Annotated in this window: 16 protein-coding genes and 1 tRNA gene; 2 read left to right on the forward strand and 15 right to left on the reverse strand. The window is 67.4% G+C overall.

Annotated elements, in window-relative coordinates; all coding sequences use genetic code 11:
* The 10 genes from nuoG to tpiA form a co-directional block, all read right to left on the reverse strand.
* Nucleotides 1-2229 carry an NADH-quinone oxidoreductase subunit NuoG gene (gene nuoG, locus DX912_RS01430; protein ID WP_115840667.1) on the reverse strand — a complete coding sequence of 743 codons (2229 nt, stop codon included), beginning with the start codon at nucleotides 2227-2229 and terminating at the stop codon, nucleotides 1-3.
* Entirely contained in the window at nucleotides 2226-3593 is a 1368-nt protein-coding gene (nuoF, locus tag DX912_RS01435; protein ID WP_115840668.1) for an NADH-quinone oxidoreductase subunit NuoF, read from the reverse strand. Before nuoF ends, nuoG begins: the two co-directional genes overlap by 4 nt.
* A 12-nt stretch (nucleotides 3594-3605) precedes the next feature.
* The gene (gene nuoE / locus DX912_RS01440) at nucleotides 3606-4133 is read right to left on the reverse strand and encodes an NADH-quinone oxidoreductase subunit NuoE (RefSeq protein WP_115840669.1); all 528 of its coding nucleotides are present in this window, start codon (nucleotides 4131-4133) and stop codon (nucleotides 3606-3608) included.
* A 30-nt stretch (nucleotides 4134-4163) separates the two neighbouring features.
* Nucleotides 4164-5444, reverse strand: a complete 1281-nt coding sequence (locus DX912_RS01445; RefSeq protein WP_115840670.1) for an NADH-quinone oxidoreductase subunit D — start codon at nucleotides 5442-5444, stop codon at nucleotides 4164-4166.
* Between the two features lie 23 nt (nucleotides 5445-5467).
* Complete coding sequence (locus DX912_RS01450; RefSeq protein ID WP_115840671.1) at nucleotides 5468-6211, reverse strand: NADH-quinone oxidoreductase subunit C; 744 nt, start codon at nucleotides 6209-6211, stop codon at nucleotides 5468-5470.
* Nucleotide 6212: 1 nt separating this feature from the next.
* Nucleotides 6213-6785 (reverse strand): NuoB/complex I 20 kDa subunit family protein, encoded by a 573-nt coding sequence (locus tag DX912_RS01455; protein ID WP_115840672.1) that lies wholly within the window; start codon nucleotides 6783-6785, stop codon nucleotides 6213-6215.
* Nucleotides 6776-7132 (reverse strand): NADH-quinone oxidoreductase subunit A, encoded by a 357-nt coding sequence (locus DX912_RS01460; RefSeq protein ID WP_115840673.1) that lies wholly within the window; start codon nucleotides 7130-7132, stop codon nucleotides 6776-6778. The genes DX912_RS01455 and DX912_RS01460 overlap by 10 nt, the downstream gene beginning before the upstream one ends.
* Before the next feature lie 169 nt (nucleotides 7133-7301).
* A tRNA-Leu gene (locus DX912_RS01465) sits at nucleotides 7302-7386 on the reverse strand.
* Between the two features lie 137 nt (nucleotides 7387-7523).
* A complete protein-coding gene (gene secG / locus DX912_RS01470; RefSeq protein WP_115840674.1) occupies nucleotides 7524-8021 on the reverse strand; it encodes a preprotein translocase subunit SecG in 498 nt (165 codons plus the stop codon).
* A gap of 32 nt (nucleotides 8022-8053) precedes the next feature.
* Complete coding sequence (tpiA, locus tag DX912_RS01475; RefSeq protein ID WP_115840675.1) at nucleotides 8054-8806, reverse strand: triose-phosphate isomerase; 753 nt, start codon at nucleotides 8804-8806, stop codon at nucleotides 8054-8056.
* A gap of 91 nt (nucleotides 8807-8897) precedes the next feature.
* Between tpiA and DX912_RS01480 the strand changes: the two genes are divergently transcribed.
* Nucleotides 8898-9440 carry a DNA-deoxyinosine glycosylase gene (locus DX912_RS01480; protein WP_115840676.1) on the forward strand — a complete coding sequence of 181 codons (543 nt, stop codon included), beginning with the start codon at nucleotides 8898-8900 and terminating at the stop codon, nucleotides 9438-9440.
* Nucleotides 9441-9452: 12 nt separating this feature from the next.
* On the opposite strand, the gene DX912_RS01485 is transcribed toward DX912_RS01480, so the two are convergent.
* Nucleotides 9453-10442 (reverse strand): isopenicillin N synthase family dioxygenase, encoded by a 990-nt coding sequence (locus tag DX912_RS01485; RefSeq protein ID WP_115840677.1) that lies wholly within the window; start codon nucleotides 10440-10442, stop codon nucleotides 9453-9455.
* 144 nt (nucleotides 10443-10586) lie between these two features.
* Here DX912_RS01485 and DX912_RS01490 point away from each other — a divergent pair, with 144 nt between their 5' ends.
* Nucleotides 10587-12434 carry a DUF3413 domain-containing protein gene (locus DX912_RS01490; protein ID WP_115840678.1) on the forward strand — a complete coding sequence of 616 codons (1848 nt, stop codon included), beginning with the start codon at nucleotides 10587-10589 and terminating at the stop codon, nucleotides 12432-12434.
* A gap of 45 nt (nucleotides 12435-12479) precedes the next feature.
* Here DX912_RS01490 and glmM read toward each other — a convergent pair whose 3' ends face one another.
* From glmM to trpB, 4 genes are all read right to left on the reverse strand, one after another.
* Nucleotides 12480-13820, reverse strand: a complete 1341-nt coding sequence (gene glmM, locus DX912_RS01495) for a phosphoglucosamine mutase (protein WP_115840679.1) — start codon at nucleotides 13818-13820, stop codon at nucleotides 12480-12482.
* The gene (accD, locus tag DX912_RS01500) at nucleotides 13817-14704 is read right to left on the reverse strand and encodes an acetyl-CoA carboxylase, carboxyltransferase subunit beta (protein WP_115840680.1); all 888 of its coding nucleotides are present in this window, start codon (nucleotides 14702-14704) and stop codon (nucleotides 13817-13819) included. Before accD ends, glmM begins: the two co-directional genes overlap by 4 nt.
* Before the next feature lie 99 nt (nucleotides 14705-14803).
* The gene (gene trpA, locus DX912_RS01505; protein WP_115840681.1) at nucleotides 14804-15622 is read right to left on the reverse strand and encodes a tryptophan synthase subunit alpha; all 819 of its coding nucleotides are present in this window, start codon (nucleotides 15620-15622) and stop codon (nucleotides 14804-14806) included.
* Between the two features lie 145 nt (nucleotides 15623-15767).
* The gene (trpB, locus tag DX912_RS01510; protein ID WP_115840682.1) at nucleotides 15768-16976 is read right to left on the reverse strand and encodes a tryptophan synthase subunit beta; all 1209 of its coding nucleotides are present in this window, start codon (nucleotides 16974-16976) and stop codon (nucleotides 15768-15770) included.
* Between the last annotated feature and the right edge of the window lie 73 nt (nucleotides 16977-17049).

A 17049-nucleotide genomic window follows, 5' to 3' on the forward strand; every position in this document is an offset into this window, starting at 1 on the left:
TTATGCCCTCCCCGCCTGCACGCGGCCCGACATCGGTGCGGTGGCGCCGTGGCCGGATTCCACCCACACGGTGCCCGGCGCGACCTTGTCGCTGACCGAAACCGGCAGCGTCGCGGTGCCCGCGGCGGTGTTGAACTTGCCGACCACGCCATCGGCGAAACCGAGCGCGGCGGCGTCCTTCGGATTGATCACCGCCTTCGGCTCGACGTTGAGCGGATGCGACTGCAGCGCTGGCGCGCGGCGCACGACCGCGTCGCTGCGGTAGATCGCCATGCTCGCAGCCACTTCCAGGCCGTCGCCCGAGACGTTCGGCGCCTTGCCAGCAGCGACGTTGACTTCGCGCATCTGCATGCCGGCACGCAGGCCAGCCAGGTCGATGAAGTCGAAGCCCTTCGCCTGCAGCTCGCCGCCGAGGGCGCGAAGCACGCGCCAGCCGGCACGCGCCTGGCCCGGCAGCTTGCCGCCGGCGACGGTCGCCTGCTGGCGGCCGTCGAGGTTGGTCAGCGTCGCGTCGATTTCCGGCAGCAGGCCGATCGGCAGGATCACGTCGGCGACCGCGCGCGTCGAACGGCACGCGAAGGTGCTGAACGCCACGACCTGCGCCGCGTTGAGCGCCTTCAGCGCGGTCGCGGTGTCGGCGAAGTCCATGCCCGGCTCGATGCCGTACAGCACGTACGCCGAGCGCGCATCGGCCAGCATCGACTGCGCGTCGCGCGCGGTCGGAAGCACGCCGTAGTCGGACAGGCCTACGGCGTTCGCGCCCTGCGGGATGCGGTCGAGCGAGGCGCCAGTGGCGGCGGCGAAATCGGCCGCGGCCTTGCGGATCTGCGCGGCGTACGGGCCGTTCTCGGCCAGCGCACCTACGATCACGACCGCACGCGTCGCGTTCTTCGCGATGTCGACCAGGCCGTCGTCGCCCAGCGTCGCAGCGATCTGCGACGGTGCGACGATCGCCTTCTGCGCGACGTCGTAGGTGAAGTCGAAATCGACCGGATTGACCACGTACACCTTCGCGCCGCGGGTCCAAGCCTTGCGCACGCGCTGGTTCACGAGCGGCAGTTCATGGCGCAGGTTGGAGCCCACGATGACGATGACGTCGGCGTGGTTGATGTCGGCCACCGGTGCGGCGAACGTCGTCGCATGCGCGGCGTCGCTCAGGTCGTGCTGGCCGATGCGGTGGTCGAGGTTGCCCGTGCCCAGCGCTTCGGCGAGTCGGGCCAGCAGCGCGCCCTCCTCGTTCGACGTCGCGGGGCCGGCGAGGATGCCGAGGCGATCGGCGCCGTTGTCGCGCAGGATCTTCGCGGCCTTGGCCAGCGCTTCTTCCCACGAGGCTTCACGCCATTCGCCGTTCTCCTTCACCATCGGCACGGTCGCGCGGTCTTCCGCGTACAGGCCCTGGTGCGAATAACGGTCGCGGTCCGACAGCCAGCATTCGTTGACCGCTTCGTTGTCGCGCGGCACGGTGCGCAGCACTTCGCCGCGACGCACGTGCAGGAACAGGTTGCTGCCCAGCGCATCGTGGTAGCCCAGCGATTCGCGCGCGATGAGTTCCCACGGGCGCGCCTTGAACTGGAACACCTTGTTGGTCAGCGCGCCGACCGGGCACACGTCGATGACGTTGCCCGACAGTTCGGTTGTCAGCGGTTTGCCGTCGTAGGTGCCGATCTGCAGGTTCTCGCCGCGGTACATGCCGCCGAGTTCGTACGTGCCGGCGATCTCCGCGGTGAAGCGCACGCAGCGCGTGCACTGGATGCAGCGGGTCATCTCGGTGGCGACCAGCGGACCGATGTCCTCGTCCGGCACCACGCGCTTGCGCTCGGCGAAACGGCTGACCGAACGACCGTAACCCAGCGACAGGTCCTGCAGCTCGCACTCGCCACCCTGGTCGCAGATCGGGCAGTCGAGCGGATGGTTGATCAGCAGGAACTCCATCACGTTGCGCTGCGACTTGAGCGCCTTGTCGCTACGCGTGGCGACCTTCATCCCGTCCATGACCGGCGTGGCGCAGGCCGGCGCCGGCTTGGGCATCTTTTCCACCTCGACCAGGCACATGCGGCAGTTCGCCGCGACGGCCAGCTTGTCGTGGTAGCAGAAACGCGGGATCGGAATGCCGGCCTTGTCGGCGGCATGGATGATCATGGAACCCTTCGGCGCGGCCATCTCGACGCCGTCGATGAAGACGGTGACGTGGTCCGGCGGCAGGTTCGGATTTACGGGCTGTGCGCTCATGCGGCGACCTTCTCCACCACCGTGCCGGCGCGCTGGTCGTCGACCAGGAAACGCTTGTTCACGATCGCGTACTCGAATTCATCCCAGTAGTGACGCAGGAAGCCCTGCACCGGCCACGCGGCGGCTTCGCCGAACGCGCAGATGGTGTGGCCTTCGATCTGGCCGGCGGCGGCGCGCAGCATCTGCAGGTCTTCCAGCGTCGCCTGCTTATCGACGATGCGGGTCAGCATGCGGTACATCCAGCCGGTGCCTTCGCGGCACGGCGTGCACTGGCCGCAGCTTTCCTTGAAGTAGAAACGCGCGATGCGCTGGCAGGCGCGCACCATGCAGGTGTCCTCGTCCATCACGATGACCGCGCCCGAACCCAGGCCCGAACCGGCCTTCTGGATGGCGTCGTAGTCCATCGTGAGCGACATCATCGTCTCGCCCGGCAGCACCGGCATCGACGAACCACCCGGAATCACGGCCTTGATCTTCTTGCCGTTGCGCATGCCGCCGGCGAGCTGCAGCAGCTCGGAAAACGGCGTGCCCAGGCGGATCTCGTAGTTGCCCGGCTTCGCGACGTGACCGGAGACCGAGAAGATCTTCGGACCGCCGTTGTTCGGCTTGCCCAGGTTGAGGAACCACTCCGCGCCGTTGCGGATGATCGCCGGCACCGAGGCGTAGGTCTCGGTGTTGTTGATCGTCGTCGGCTTGCCGAAGAGGCCGAAGTTCGCCGGGAACGGCGGCTTGTAGCGCGGCTGGCCCTTCTTGCCTTCCAGCGATTCCATCAGCGCGGTTTCTTCGCCGCAGATGTACGCGCCGGCGCCCAGCGCACCGTAGATCTCGATGTCCACGCCGCTGCCGAGCACGTTCTTGCCCAGCCAGCCGTGTTCGTACGCTTCCTTCAGCGCCTGCTCGAAGTGCTCGAACGGCTCGTGGTGGAACTCGCCGCGCAGGTAGTTGTAGGCCACCGTCGAACCGGTGGCATAGCAGGCGATCGCCATGCCTTCGACGACCGAATGCGGGTTGTAGCGCAGGATGTCGCGATCCTTCGCCGTGCCGGGCTCGGATTCGTCCGAGTTGCACAGGATGTACTTCTGCGTGCCGCTGCCCTTGGGCATGAAGGACCACTTCAGCCCCGTCGGAAAGCCCGCGCCGCCGCGACCGCGCAGGCCCGAGGCCTTTACCAGGTCGACGATGGCAGCCGGATCCATCTTCTCGGTCAGGATCTTGCGCAGCGCGGCGTAACCGCCGGTCTTGAGGTAGTTCTCGTACGACCAGGGTGTGTCGTAGTGCAGCGTCGTGTAGACGACGCTGTGCTCCTGCGGAGCCGGACCGACCGGACCGTAGCCCTGGGAATAATCGTGATGATCGTGCGCCATCTCAGCCGGGCCTCACTTCAGTCCGTCGAGCAGCTCGTCCACCTTCGCGGCGTCGAGCTTCTCGTGGTAATGACCGTTGATGACCACCACCGGGGCGCCGCAGCACGCGGCCAGGCACTCTTCCTCGCGCTTGAGGTAGACGCGGCCGTCGGAAGTGGATTCGCCCAGCTTGCAGCCAAGCTTCTTCTCGGCATGACGCACGAGGTCTTCGGCGCCATTGAGCCAGCAGCTGATGTTCGTGCAGAAGGCGACGTTGTTGCGGCCAACCTGCTCGGTCTCGAACATCGAGTAGAAGCTGGCCACTTCGTACGCCCACACCGGCGGCAGGTCGAGGTACTTGGCCACGGCGGCGATGAGCTCGTCGCTCAGCCAGCCGTCGTTCTGCTCCTGCGCGGCATGCAGGCCCTGCAGCACGGCCGAGCGCTTGCGGTCCGGCGGGAACTTCGCCAGCCAGTGGTCGATGTGCGCACGCGTCTTGTCAGACAACGCGACCATCGGGTCGACGTGCTGACAGGCTTCGAAATTTCCGGTCGCCTTCATTTGTCCAGATTCCTAAACGGGCCGCCGCGCTTAGCGGTCGACCTCGCCGAACACGAGATCGTAGGTGCCGATCATCGCCACGACGTCGGCCAGCATGTGGCCGCGAACGATGGCGTCCATCGACGACAGGTGCGCGAAGCCCGGCGCGCGAAGCTTCACGCGGAAGGGCTTGTTGGCGCCGTCGGAGACCAGGTAGCAGGCGAACTCGCCCTTGGGCGCTTCGACCGCCGCGTAGGTCTCGCCGGCCGGCACGCAGTAGCCTTCGGAGAACAGCTTGAAGTGGTGGATCAGGGCTTCCATGTCGTCCTTCATGTCCTCGCGCTTGGGCGGAGCGACCTTGAAGTTGTCGACGATGACCGGGCCCGGGTTGGCCTTCAGCCACTTCACGCACTGTTTGATGATCCGGTTCGACTGGCGCATCTCCTCGACGCGCACCAGGTAACGGTCATAGCAGTCGCCGTTGACGCCAACCGGGATGTCGAAGTCCATCTCCGCGTACTTGGCGTACGGCTGCTTCTTGCGCAGGTCCCAGGCGATGCCCGAGCCGCGCAGCATTGCGCCGGTCATGCCCCAGGCCAGCGCCTGGTCGGGCGACACGACGCCGATGCCGACGGTGCGCTGCTTCCAGATGCGGTTGTCGGTGAGCAGCGTCTCGTACTCGTCGACACGCTTGGGGAAGTCGTCGGTGAACGCTTCCAGGTAATCCAGCAGCGAGCCTTCGCGCCATTCGTTGAAGCGCTTGAGCTTGGCGCCCTTGCGCCACGGCGACTCCTTGTACTTCGGCATCCGCTCCGGCAGGTCGCGGTAGACGCCGCCGGGGCGGTAGTACGTCGCGTGCATGCGCGCGCCGGAGACCGCCTCGTAGCAGTCCATCAGCTCTTCGCGTTCGCGGAAGGCGTACAGGAACACGGCCATCGCGCCCAGGTCGAGCGCGTTGGAACCGACCCACATCAGGTGGTTCAGGATGCGGGTGATCTCGTCGAACATCGTGCGGATGTACTGCGCACGCTCCGGCGCCTCGATGCCCAGCAGGGTCTCGATCGCGCGCACGTAGGCGTGCTCGTTGCACATCATCGACACGTAATCCAGGCGATCCATGTAGCCGATCGACTGGTTGAACGGCTTGGATTCGGCGAGCTTTTCCGTCGCGCGATGCAGCAGGCCGACGTGCGGGTCGGCGCGATGCACGACTTCGCCGTCCATCTCCAGGATCAGGCGCAGCACGCCGTGCGCGGCCGGATGCTGCGGACCGAAGTTCAGCGTGTAGTTGCGGATCTCGGCACCGCTGCCGAGGCCGGACGTATTGCTCACGGTTCCGTTGGAAAGCTGGGCGCTCACTTCTTCACCTCGCCGCGCTGTGCAGCCTCGCCCTGCGCGGTCTCGTAACGGGCGTCGTCGCGGATCACGCGCGGGACGAGCACGCGCGGCTCGATCGACACCGGCTCGTACACCACGCGCTTCTTGTCGGCGTCGTAGCGCACTTCGACGTTGCCGATCAGCGGGAAGTCCTTGCGGAACGGATGGCCGACGAAACCGTAGTCGGTCAGGATGCGGCGCAGGTCCGGGTGGCCTTCGAACACGATTCCGTACAGGTCGAACGCCTCGCGCTCGAACCAGTTCACGCCCGGCCACACGGAGGTCAGCGAATCCACCACCGGCAGGTCGTCGTTGTCGGCGAACGTGCGCAGGCGGACGCGCTCGTTGTGCTGGCACGACAGCAGGTGCGCGACCGCAGCGAAGCGGCGCTCCGGCGCGGCAGCTGCGCCGTTGGGCTGCTCGCCCCACACGAAACGGCCGGCGCTCTTGCCTTCGACGCCGCGCGAGAAGCCTTCGGAGGACACGTCGGTGTCCCACTCGTCGCTGCCGTAGCTGAGGTAATCGACGCCGCTGACGTCGACGCACAGCTCGAAGCCGAACTCGTCGCGCAGCGCGACTGCGGTGGCGAGCCACTGCGGGGCGGCGACGTCGATCGTCACTTCATTGCGGCCCGGTGCGATGACGACCATCGCTTCCGGGAAGCGCGCGGTCAGGCGCCCGGAGAGCGCCTGGGCATCCATGAAATCGTAGGGCTGGGCCATGTCAGCGCACGCCCTGCATGTTTTCGCCGAAGTTGGTGCCGCGGCGAATCTTCTTCTGCAGCTGCAGGATGCCGTACACCAGCGCTTCGGCCGTCGGCGGGCAGCCCGGGACGTAGACGTCCACCGGGACAACGCGATCGCAACCACGCACCACCGAGTACGAGTAGTGGTAGTAGCCGCCGCCGTTGGCGCAGCTGCCCATCGAGATGACCCACTTGGGATCCGGCATCTGGTCGTAGACCTTGCGCAGCGCCGGGGCCATCTTGTTGACCAGCGTACCGGCCACGATCATGACGTCGGACTGGCGCGGCGAGGGGCGGAACACCACGCCGTAGCGGTCCAGGTCCAGGCGCGCGGCGCCGGCGTGCATCATCTCGACCGCGCAGCAGGCCAGGCCGAACGTCATCGGCCACATCGAGCCGGTGCGCGCCCAGTTCCACAGCGCGTCCATGCTCGTGGTGACGAAGCCGTTCTGCAGCAGTGGGTTGTCGCCCTCGGGGCGCAAGATGTCGTCCAGCCGCCCTTCGGGCAGCGGGTTGTGCATGAGGTCAGAGACGCTCTGGATCACTCCCATTCGAGTGCTCCCTTCTTCCAGACGTAGATAAAGCCGAGCAGCAGCATGCCGGCGAAGATGCCCATTTCCACGAGGCCGACCACGCCGAGTTCTCGGAACACGGTGGCCCAGGGCACGATGAAGATGATTTCCAGATCGAAGATGATGAACTGGATCGCGATGAGGTAGTAGCGCACGTCGAACTGCATGCGCGCGTCCTCGAACGCCTCGAAGCCGCACTCGTAAGGCGAGAGCTTCTCGATGGACGGACGCTGGGGGCCGAGCACCTTGCCCACCACCAGCAGGGCGACGCCGATACCTCCGGCGACGATCAGGAACAGCAGGGTCGGCAGGTATTCGGCCAGCACTCGGTGTTCTCTCGCTTCGTTTAGCTCGATCGCGTTACCGCGACCTGGCTCGGCGGCAGCCGCCTGGGTGATCCCCGCGCGAGACTCGGCCCGCCGTGCGTGCCGCACCTCGGTCGGTGGTGCTTGTGGTGCGTTTGCTGCAATTCACTGACAGCAGGGTTGTTCGGTGTGGTGCCCAAGGGGGGACTCGAACCCCCACGACTTACGTCGCTACCACCTCAAGGTAGTGCGTCTACCAATTCCGCCACCTGGGCAATCAAACCCACGCCATCGCTGGCATGTCGTCTTCCTGACGCGATCGGTGCCCTGTGGGCGTTGATCGCTCCGGTCATCGCTGACCGTACCCGGCAATCCGTGCCGGGCCGATGAAAACAAAGTTTACCGCGTTAACTCAGCCGCCCGCAGGGGGTTGCGGCTTTGCCGGTTCCGGCGATTGCGTCGCGGGCGCCTGCTGCGCAGGTGCCGGAGCCGCCGGGACCGCTTCCTGCGCCGCCGGCGCCTGCGGAACCGTGCTGGCCGGAGCGGCGCTGGCCGAGGCCGGAGCGGCCGAAGGCGCAGCCGGAACCGCGGCGTTGCCGGTGGCCGGCGCCGGTGCGCTCGGAACCGCCGGGACTTCGGCCATGACACCGCTCGGCGCGGCGCCGGTGTCGCCCGTGGCCTTGCGGGTGGCCTGCCAGGCCATGAAGAGGCTGATCGCGAAGAACGCGATGGCGAGCCACTTCGTGGCCTTGGACAGGAAGTTCGCCGAACCGCGCGCACCGAAGACGGTGGCCGACGCGCCGCCACCGAAGCCGGAACCGGCCTGGGCGCCTGCGCCGCGCTGCATCAGGATCAGCGCAACCATCGCGATCGCGATCAGCACATAGACGACGTTGAGCAGCAACAGCATCGTGGGATTCTACGAAAGTGGTTTCGAGTACGTCAGGGTGCCGCCGCGACAGCGATGGCGTGGAAGTCTTCGGCGACCAGCGAGGCGCCTCCGACCAGGCCGCCATCGACGTCCGGCTGCGCAAACAGCGCGGCGGCATTGTCGGCCTTTACGCTTCCGCCGTACAGGATCGGTAGCGAGCCAGCGATTCTAGCATCGCGCGCAGCGATTTCGCTACGGATGAATGCATGGACCTCCTGGGCCTGCTCCGGGCTCGCGGTCCGGCCCGTGCCGATGGCCCAGACGGGCTCGTACGCGACGATCGCGCCTTCGAACACGCCCTCGCCGCCCAGCTCGAACAGCGGGGCCAGCTGCTTCTCGATGCGCCACTGCGTCTTGTCGTCCTCCCGCTCTGCCAGGCTTTCGCCGACGCAGAGGATCGGCGTCAGGCCGGCGGCCTTGCAGGCGAGGAACTTGCGGGCGACCAGCTCGTTGGTCTCGCCATGGAACTGGCGACGCTCCGAATGCCCGACCAGGCCGTAGCGCGCGCCGACGTCCTTGAGCATCGTCGCGGACACTTCGCCGGTGTAGGCGCCCTTCTGGTTCTCGCTGACGTCCTGCGCGCCGAAGGTCAGGCCCTTCTCGCCGTAACGCACGACCAGGCCGGCCAGATACGGCAGCGGGGGCAGGATCAGGCGTTCGACGCCCTGAGGCGCCTGCATCGCGACGAGCGCGTCCAGCAGCGCCAGCGCGAAATCGCGATCGCCATGCAGCTTCCAGTTTCCGGCAACGATCTTGCGGCGCATGACCACTCCTCAGCGTCTCTCGGGATTGCGCGGCGGCACGACCGGCCGCGAGCGGCGGCAAGTTTACTCCACGTCGGCGAGAATCCCTCCCATGGACACGCCATCGCGCGCGGATTCGTCATTGCTGCAGGGTTTTCCGCCCGTCGCCACGCGCGATGCGCGCGTGCTCGTGCTGGGCAGCATGCCGGGCGTCGCGTCGCTGCAGGCCGAGCGCTATTACGCGCACCCGCGCAACGCCTTCTGGCCGATCATGGGCGAACTCGTCGGGGCCGATCCCGCGCTGCCCTACGCGCAGCGACTGGCACGGTTGAAATCCGCCGGCATCGCGCTGTGGGATGTGCTGGACCGTTGCGAGCGCGAAGGCAGCCTGGACTCGGCGATCGTCGATGCGACGGCGCAGGCGAACGACTTCGCGGCGTTCTTCAGGCAGCACGCGAAGTTGAGGACGGTGCTGTTCAACGGGGCCAAGGCGGAAGCCGCGTACCGTCGTTTCGGCCCGCCGCTGGAGGCATTCGGCCTGCTCGCATTCCGCCTGCCTTCGACGAGCCCGGCGAACGCGTCGGTCGCCTTCGCCAAGAAACTGGCCGCCTGGCGCGAAGCGCTGCAGGCGGCCGGAGTCGTGGAATCCGATTGATCGTCGCTGCGATTACTTCAGCTTGATCTCGCGCAGGCGCTCTTCCAGGTAACCGTGCGCGGTGATCGCTTCCGGATAACGGCTCGGGTTTTCGGCCGTGACGCACGAAGGCAGCACGTCGATCAGGAAATCCGGGTTCGGATGCAGGAAGAACGGCGTGGAATAGCGCGGCTGGCGCGCCTTCTCGCCCTTCGGGTTGACCACGCGATGCGTTGTCGACGGATACACGTGGTTGGTCAGGCGCTGCAGCATGTCGCCGATGTTGACCACGATGGTGTCGGCGTCCGCCGTGAACGGCACCCACTCTCCCTTGCGCGACAGCACTTCCAGGCCTTCCGCGCTGGCGCCGACCAGCAGCGTGATGAGGTTGATGTCTTCATGCGCGCCCGCGCGGACGTTGGGGACGTCGTCGGTGGTGATCGGCGGGTAGTGGATCGGGCGCAGGATCGAGTTGCCCGAGTCGGTCTTGTCGGCGAAGTAGCTCTCCGGCAGGCCGATGTGCAGCGCCAGCGCGCTCAGCACGCGCGAACCCAGCTGGTCCAGCGACGTGTACAGGCCATAGGCGACGTCGCGGAATTCCGGGATCTCCTCCGGCCACAGGTTCGGCGGCATCACGTCGGCGTACTTCGAATCGCGCGGGATCTCGCGGCCGACGTGCCAGAACTCCTTCAGGTCGAAGTGCTTGGAATCCTTGGCCGTCTCCACGCCGAAAGGCGTATAGCCGCGCGCGCCGCCGCTGCCGGGTACGTTGTACTTGCGCTTGACCTCGTCCGGCAGCGCAAAGAAGCGTTTGAAGACGTCGTAGGCGGTGTCGATCTGCGCGTCGGAGATCTCGTGGCCACGGATGCCGCAGAAGCCCCACTCGCGGTACGCCGCGCCGAGTTCGGCCACGAAGGCCTCGCGATCGGCCGGGCTGGCAGGCTCGCTGAAGCGGCGGATGTCGAGGGTCGGGATGCGGTTCACGTCGATTCCTGTTGCTGCGGGTCTGGAGGAGCCGCACATGATACCGCCCGCAGACGGCAGGCCGGGACCGCAGGAACGCCGGAGGGCCGTTCAGGCGGGATGTCTTTCCGCATGGGCTCCGCGCGACGGCATTGCCGGATAATGGCGGGCTTTTTTCCCGCCCCTCCTACCCCGCCCGGACGAATGGAAGACGTCGCCCCTCCCCTGCGCCAGCGCGCGAACGCCTGGCTGACCGGCCTGATCCTGGGCAACGCCGTCCTGGCCTGCCTCATCACGCTCAGCAACATCCCCCTGACCGACGCCGGCAGCGCCTGGCATTCGGCGCTGTTCCTGTTGCTGGCCCTGCCCGGGCACTTCATCTTCTTCGGCGCGATCGTCGCGCTGCCGGCGTACGTACTCGGCCGCGTCGTCCGCAATCCGCGCTGGATGATCGCGCTGGCCGTGCTGATGCAGACGGGGTGGCTGCTCCTGCTGCTCGCCGACGCGAAGGTCTTCGCGCTGTATCGCTTCCACCTCAATGCGATGGTGGCGAACATGATCTTCGGCGGCGCGCTGCAGGATCAGGTCGCCTTCTCGGCGAAGATGTGGGCGCTGATCGCGCTTGGCGCGGCCACGCTGCTCGCGCTCCAGGCCCTGGGCGCGCGGCTGTGGTGGCAGGCGCTGCGCCGCCGCCCGGCCCTGCTCCACATCCGCAAGGCGTGGTGGATCGCCGTCTCGCTGTTCCTGGTGAGCCAGGGCATGGCGGCGTACTCGGACGCGCGCGGCGATCGCGCGGTGATGTCGCAGCTGACCTACATCCCGTGGGCGCAGCCGATCACGCTGAAGAACGCGCTGCACCGCTTCGGCGTGCAGACTGCACAAGCCCATGAGCTGCCCGATGCCGGCGATCGCCTCGGGTATCCGCGAAGCGCGCCCCAATGCGCGGCCTCGCCATCGCTCAACGTGCTCGTGGTCCTGGTGGAATCGCTGCGCCACGACATGCTCGATCCTGCCGTGATGCCCAACACCTGGCGTTACGCGCAGGACGCGCAGTGGTTCCAGAACCACTACAGCACGGGCAACGCGACGCGCTTCGGCCTGTTCGGGCTGATGTACGGGCTGCCCGGCGGCTATTGGCAGGCGATGCTGGCGCAGCAGCGCGGGCCGGTGATGATCGACCGCATGCTCGCCGACCGCTATGCGATGCACATCTACGGTAGCGCGCCGCTCTACAGCCCCGAGTTCGACCGCACGGTGTTTTCGAAGGTGCGCGACCGCATCGTCATCGGGCCGCCGAAGGCGAAAAGCGCCGAGCGCGACCGCTTCGTGGTCTCGCGCATGCAGGCGGACATCCGCAACCATCCGAAGGGGCAGCCGTTCTTCGGCTTCGTCTTCCTGGATTCACCCCACGCGCCGTACCACCTGCCGGCGGGATACCGCTCGCCGTTCCAGCCGATGGCACAGGACGTGAACTTCCTTAATCTCGGCCCTGACCACGACCCCACGCCCGAATTCAATCGCTATCGGGCAGCCGTGCATTACAGCGACGCGCTGATCGGCGAATTGCTGCACACGCTCGAACAAAGCGGGCTTGCGAAGAACACCGTCGTGCTCATCACCGGCGACCACGGCGAGGAGTTCAACGACATGCGCAAGAACTACTGGGGCCACAACGGCAATTTCTCGGACTACCAGCTACGCACGCCGTTCGTGCTGCGCTGGCCCGGCCGTCCGGCGCGTCGCGTGGACGCGGCGACGTCGCACGAGGATTTCGTCCCCACCGTCATGCGCCACGCGCTCGGCTGCGAAAGCGACAGCGCGGATTACTCGACCGGCATGGACCTGTTCGGCGAACTGCCGCGCAAGCGGCCGCTGCTGGTGGAAAGCTGGTCGCAGCGCGGCATCCGTGACGGCGCGCTGATCTACCTGTTCGACAACTTCGGCTCGGCCAGCGTGGTGGATCGCAACTACGACGCGGTCCCGGACGCGGAGGTCTCGGTCGATGCGGTGCGCGAGTCGTGGGAAATGCTGACGCGCTTCCAGAAGCGGTAGCGTGAACCTGCCCTCTCCCGGGTGACGGGAGAGGGCCTTAAACCCTCAAGCTGCCGCAGTGACGGCAGCAGCGAGCTTGTCGAGCGTGTCCTGCATGAGCGTGGCGTCGTCGGCTTCCACCGTGACGCGCACGACGGGCTCGGTGCCGGAGGGACGCAGGAAGGCACGACCACGGCCGGCGACGGCCTTTTCGGCCTCCGCCAGCGCGGCCTTCACCGAATCGGCTTCGGCCGGCTTCGAGCCCAGGGCGAAGCGCACGTTGACCGTCTTCTGCGGCACCTTGCGGAAATCGCCCAGCGCCTCGCGCAGCGACACGCCGCGACGCTTGAGCACTTCCAGCACCTGCAACGCGCTGACGATGCCGTCGCCGGTGTTGGCGCGATCCAGGCACAGCATGTGGCCCGAGGTCTCGCCGCCCAGAACGCCGCCGTTGGCGACCAGTTGCTGGTGCACGTAGCGGTCGCCCACCTTCGCGCGGATGAAGCCGATGCCCTGTTCGGCGAAGGCACGCTCCAGCGCGTAGTTGGTCATCAGCGTGCCGACGACGGGGCCGCGCAGGCGACCGGTCTGCTGCCAGTCGGTCGCCATCACATACAGCAGGTCGTCGCCATCGCAGATCGCGCCGTTGCCGTCGACGAACAACACGCGATCGCCGTCGCCGTCGAACGCGATGCCGATGTCGGCGCCGGTCGCGCGCACGTGCTGGACGAGCGTGTCCGGGTGGGTCGAACCCACGCCGTCGTTGATGTTGATGCCGTTGGGGTCGATGCCGATGGCATCCACGCGCGCGCCGAGTTCGCGCAGCACGAGCGGCCCGAGCTGGTAAGTTGCGCCGTTCGCGCAGTCCATCGCGATGCGCAGGCCGCCCAGGTCGAAGCCCTTCGGCACGGAGCTCTTGCAGTGCTCGATGTAACGTCCCAGCGCGTCGCGCGTGCGCACGGCCTTGCCGAGCTGCTCGGACGGCACGGTGCGGAACGGATGCTCCAGCGCGGCTTCGATCGCCAGCTCGGTGGCGTCGTCGAGTTTCTCGCCTTCGGCGGAGAAGAACTTGATGCCGTTGTCGTGGTGCGGGTTGTGCGAGGCGGAAATCACGATGCCGCCGTCGGCGCGCATCGAGTGCGTCAGGTGCGCGACGGCGGGCGTTGGCATCGGCCCCATCAGCTGCACGTCGACGCCGGCCGCGACCAGGCCGGCTTCCAGCGCCGCCTCGAACATGTAGTTCGAAATGCGCGTGTCCTTGCCGATGATGACCACCGGATTGCGCCAGTCGCGGCGCGGCAGCGCGTGGCCGTAGGCATTGCCCAGGCGCAGGACGAAATCGGCCGAGATCGGCCCCTCGCCCACGCGTCCACGAATGCCGTCGGTGCCGAAGTACCGGCGGCTCATGCAGCCGCCTCTTCTGCCGGCGGTTGCGGCTGCTTCATCATCAACGCCAGCAGCGTGGCGAGGCGGTCGCGCAATTCGCGGCGATCGCAGATCTGGTCGAGCGCGCCGTGTTCCAGCAGGAATTCCGAACGCTGGAAGCCTTCCGGAAGTGTTTCGCGCACGGTCTGTTCGATCACGCGCGGGCCGGCGAAGCCAATCAGCGCTTCGGGCTCGGCGAGGTTGAGATCGCCCAGCATCGCGAACGAGGCGGACACGCCGCCGGTGGTCGGGTGCGTCATCACCGAGATGAAAGGCAGCCCGCGGGCGCGCATGCGTGCGAGCGCCGCCGACGTCTTGGCCATCTGCATCAGCGAGAACAGGCTTTCCTGCATGCGCGCGCCGCCGGTGGCGGTGAAGCAGACCATCGGGCAGCCGAGTTCGACGGCACGTTCGGCCGCGCGGGTGAAGCGCTCCCCGACGACGGAACCCATCGAGCCGCCCATGAAGGCGAAGTCGAACGCGGCGGCGACCAGCGGCCGCTGCTTCAGCGTGCCTTCCATCGCGACCAGCGCATCGCGCTCGCCGGTGGACTTCTGCGCGGCCTTGATGCGGTCGGCGTACCGCTTCTGGTCCTTGAACTTGAGCACGTCGGTCGGGCCAAGTTCGGCCGCGATCTCGCGCGTGCTGCCTTCATCCAGCAGCGCGGTCAGCCGGACGCGCGCGCGGATGGCCATGTGGTAGTTGCACTTCGGGCAGACCTCGAGGTTTTCCTCGAGCTCGGGGCGGTACAGCACCGCGCCGCATCGGTCGCACTTTTCCCACAGGCCTTCGGGCACGCTGCGGCGCTTGGCGGCGCCGGTTTCGGTGCGGATGCCCGAGGGCATGAGTTTCTTGAGCCAGGACATGCGTTGAGAGTATTCCCGTTCAGGCGTGAAGAATGCCGGAGCGGGCCCCGGCGGAAGCGGGGCAGTGTAGCGCAGCGGGCGTCGGCGCCCGGCGCTCCGCTACGCCGATTCCGCGATGGCCGGAAAGCCGTCCAGCGCGGCGCGGAGCGGCGCCAGGAACGTGCGGGCCTGTATGGCGGGCTCGGTCGCGTCGGCCAGCGCCGCCACCAGCGCGCTGCCGACCACGACCCCTTCGGCCTCGCGTGCCATGGCCGCCGCGCTGGTGGCGTCCTTGATGCCGAATCCCGCGACCACGGGCACGCGACTTCGCTGGCGGATCGCGTGCAGGCGCTCGCCCGCCGCCCCGGTGTCGAGCCGGTCCGCAGCGCCGGTCACGCCGGCGAAGCTGACGTAGTAGAGGTAGCCCTGCGCGTCGTCGCAGAGGAGTTGCAGGCGCTCGTCCGTCGTCGTCGGCGAGGCCAGCAGGATCAGCGCGAGGTCATGTGCGGCGAACGCGGCACGGAACTCGCTCGACTCTTCCGGCGGCAGGTCCACCAGCAGCACACCGTCCACGCCCGCATCGGTTGCATCGCGCGCGAACCGCTCGGCGCCACGGATTTCGACGGGGTTGAGGTAGCCCATCAACACCACGGGCGTATCGGCTTCGCGTTCACGAAACTTGCGCACGCTTTCGAACACGAAGGACAGGCCCGCGCCGCGCGAGAGCGCGCGCTCCGAGCTGCGCTGGATGGTGGGGCCGTCCGCCATCGGATCGGAGAACGGCACGCCGAGTTCGATCACGTCCGCGCCTGCCTCCACCAGCGCGTGCATCACCGGCACCGTGGCCTCCAGCGAAGGATCGCCCGCAGTGACGAACGGGATCAGCGCCTTGCGGCGATCGGTGCGCAACTGGGTGAAACGTCGGTCGATTCGGTTCATGGCGATGCCGTGTCGGGGAGCGCAGCCTCTCAAGGGGAAGGCCCGGAAGGCGTGGGATGGGAGGGAGGGAGATCCCGCCGCGTTCCCGACCTTCCCCTTGAGAAGCCGCAAACGTTGCCTGCGTACCGGAACGCAGGCGCGGTGCTTAGAGCGAAATGCCTTCGCGTGCGGCGATCGTGTGCACGTCCTTGTCGCCGCGCCCGGAAAGGTTGCACAGCACGATCGCGTCCTTCGGCAGTTCCCGCGCGAGCTTGATCGCTTGGGCGATCGCGTGGCTGGATTCCAGCGCGGGCAGGATGCCCTCGGTGCGCGAGAGCTGATGGAACGCCGACAGCGCTTCGGCATCGGTCACGCCGACGTAATCCGCGCGTCCGGTGTCCTTCAGGAAGGCGTGCTCGGGACCGACGCCCGGGTAGTCCAGGCCCGCCGACACCGAATGTGTTTCGATGATCTGGCCGTCGTCGTCGCACAGCACGTAGGTCCGATTGCCGTGCAACACGCCCGGGCGACCCGCGGCAAGCGATGCGGCGTGATGCCCCGTTTCCATGCCCTCGCCCGCCGCTTCGGCGCCGACCAGTCGCACGTCGGCATCGTTGAGGAAGGCGTGGAAGATGCCGATGGCGTTGCTGCCGCCCCCGACGCACGCGGTGACCGCGTCAGGCAGGCGACCGTATTCGGCGAGCATCTGCGCGCGCGCTTCGCGACCGACGACCGCGTTGAAGTCGCGCACCATGCGCGGATACGGATCGGGGCCGGCGACCGTGCCGATGATGTAGAACGTGTCGCGCACGTTCGTGACCCAGTCGCGCATCGCCTCGTTGAGCGCGTCCTTCAGCGTCGCCGAACCGCTCGTCACCGGCACGACCGTCGCGCCGAGCAGTTTCATCCGATAGACGTTGATCTTCTGGCGCTCGATGTCGGTGGCGCCCATGTAGACCACGCATTCCAGCCCGAGCCGTGCCGCGACGGTGGCGCTGGCAACGCCGTGCTGGCCGGCGCCGGTCTCGGCAATGATCCGGGTCTTGCCCATGCGGCTGGCGAGCAGCGCCTGGCCGATGGTGTTGTTGATCTTGTGCGCGCCGGTGTGGTTCAGGTCTTCGCGCTTGAGCAGGATGCGTGCGCCGCCGACCTCGCGGCTGAGCCGCTCGGCGAAGTAGATCGGGCTGGGGCGACCGACGTAGTGCGCCAGATCGGCGTCGAAGGCCGCGTTGAATGCCGGATCGACCCGCGCCGCGTCGTAGGCGGCGGCCAGTTCCTCCAGCGGCCCGATCAGGGTCTCGGCGACGAAACGGCCGCCGTAGCGGCCGAAGTGGCCGGCGGCGTCGGGGAAGGCATGGAAGTCGGGGCGGGACATACCGTGACTTTAGCGAACGACATCCGTCGGGAACATGCATAAAATCGGATTGTCCTGTCAGAAAACCTCACAG

The sequence above is a fragment of the Lysobacter soli genome, from assembly GCF_003382285.1.
GTDB lineage: Bacteria > Pseudomonadota > Gammaproteobacteria > Xanthomonadales > Xanthomonadaceae > Lysobacter_J > Lysobacter_J soli.

Excerpts from the sequence above, each read along its gene's own strand:
- nuoG (WP_115840667.1), bottom strand. The coding sequence starts at position 2,229 with ATGAGCGCACAGCCCGTAAATCCGAACCTGCCGCCGGACCACGTCACC.
- nuoF (WP_115840668.1), bottom strand. The coding sequence starts at position 3,593 with ATGGCGCACGATCATCACGATTATTCCCAGGGCTACGGTCCGGTCGGT.
- nuoE (WP_115840669.1), bottom strand. The coding sequence starts at position 4,133 with ATGAAGGCGACCGGAAATTTCGAAGCCTGTCAGCACGTCGACCCGATG.
- DX912_RS01450 (WP_115840671.1), bottom strand. The coding sequence starts at position 6,211 with ATGGCCCAGCCCTACGATTTCATGGATGCCCAGGCGCTCTCCGGGCGC.
- DX912_RS01455 (WP_115840672.1), bottom strand. The coding sequence starts at position 6,785 with ATGGGAGTGATCCAGAGCGTCTCTGACCTCATGCACAACCCGCTGCCC.
- secG (WP_115840674.1), bottom strand. The coding sequence starts at position 8,021 with ATGCTGTTGCTGCTCAACGTCGTCTATGTGCTGATCGCGATCGCGATG.
- tpiA (WP_115840675.1), bottom strand. The coding sequence starts at position 8,806 with ATGCGCCGCAAGATCGTTGCCGGAAACTGGAAGCTGCATGGCGATCGC.
- DX912_RS01480 (WP_115840676.1), top strand. The coding sequence starts at position 8,898 with ATGGACACGCCATCGCGCGCGGATTCGTCATTGCTGCAGGGTTTTCCG.
- DX912_RS01485 (WP_115840677.1), bottom strand. The coding sequence starts at position 10,442 with ATGTGCGGCTCCTCCAGACCCGCAGCAACAGGAATCGACGTGAACCGC.
- DX912_RS01490 (WP_115840678.1), top strand. The coding sequence starts at position 10,587 with ATGGAAGACGTCGCCCCTCCCCTGCGCCAGCGCGCGAACGCCTGGCTG.
- glmM (WP_115840679.1), bottom strand. The coding sequence starts at position 13,820 with ATGAGCCGCCGGTACTTCGGCACCGACGGCATTCGTGGACGCGTGGGC.
- accD (WP_115840680.1), bottom strand. The coding sequence starts at position 14,704 with ATGTCCTGGCTCAAGAAACTCATGCCCTCGGGCATCCGCACCGAAACC.
- trpA (WP_115840681.1), bottom strand. The coding sequence starts at position 15,622 with ATGAACCGAATCGACCGACGTTTCACCCAGTTGCGCACCGATCGCCGC.
- trpB (WP_115840682.1), bottom strand. The coding sequence starts at position 16,976 with ATGTCCCGCCCCGACTTCCATGCCTTCCCCGACGCCGCCGGCCACTTC.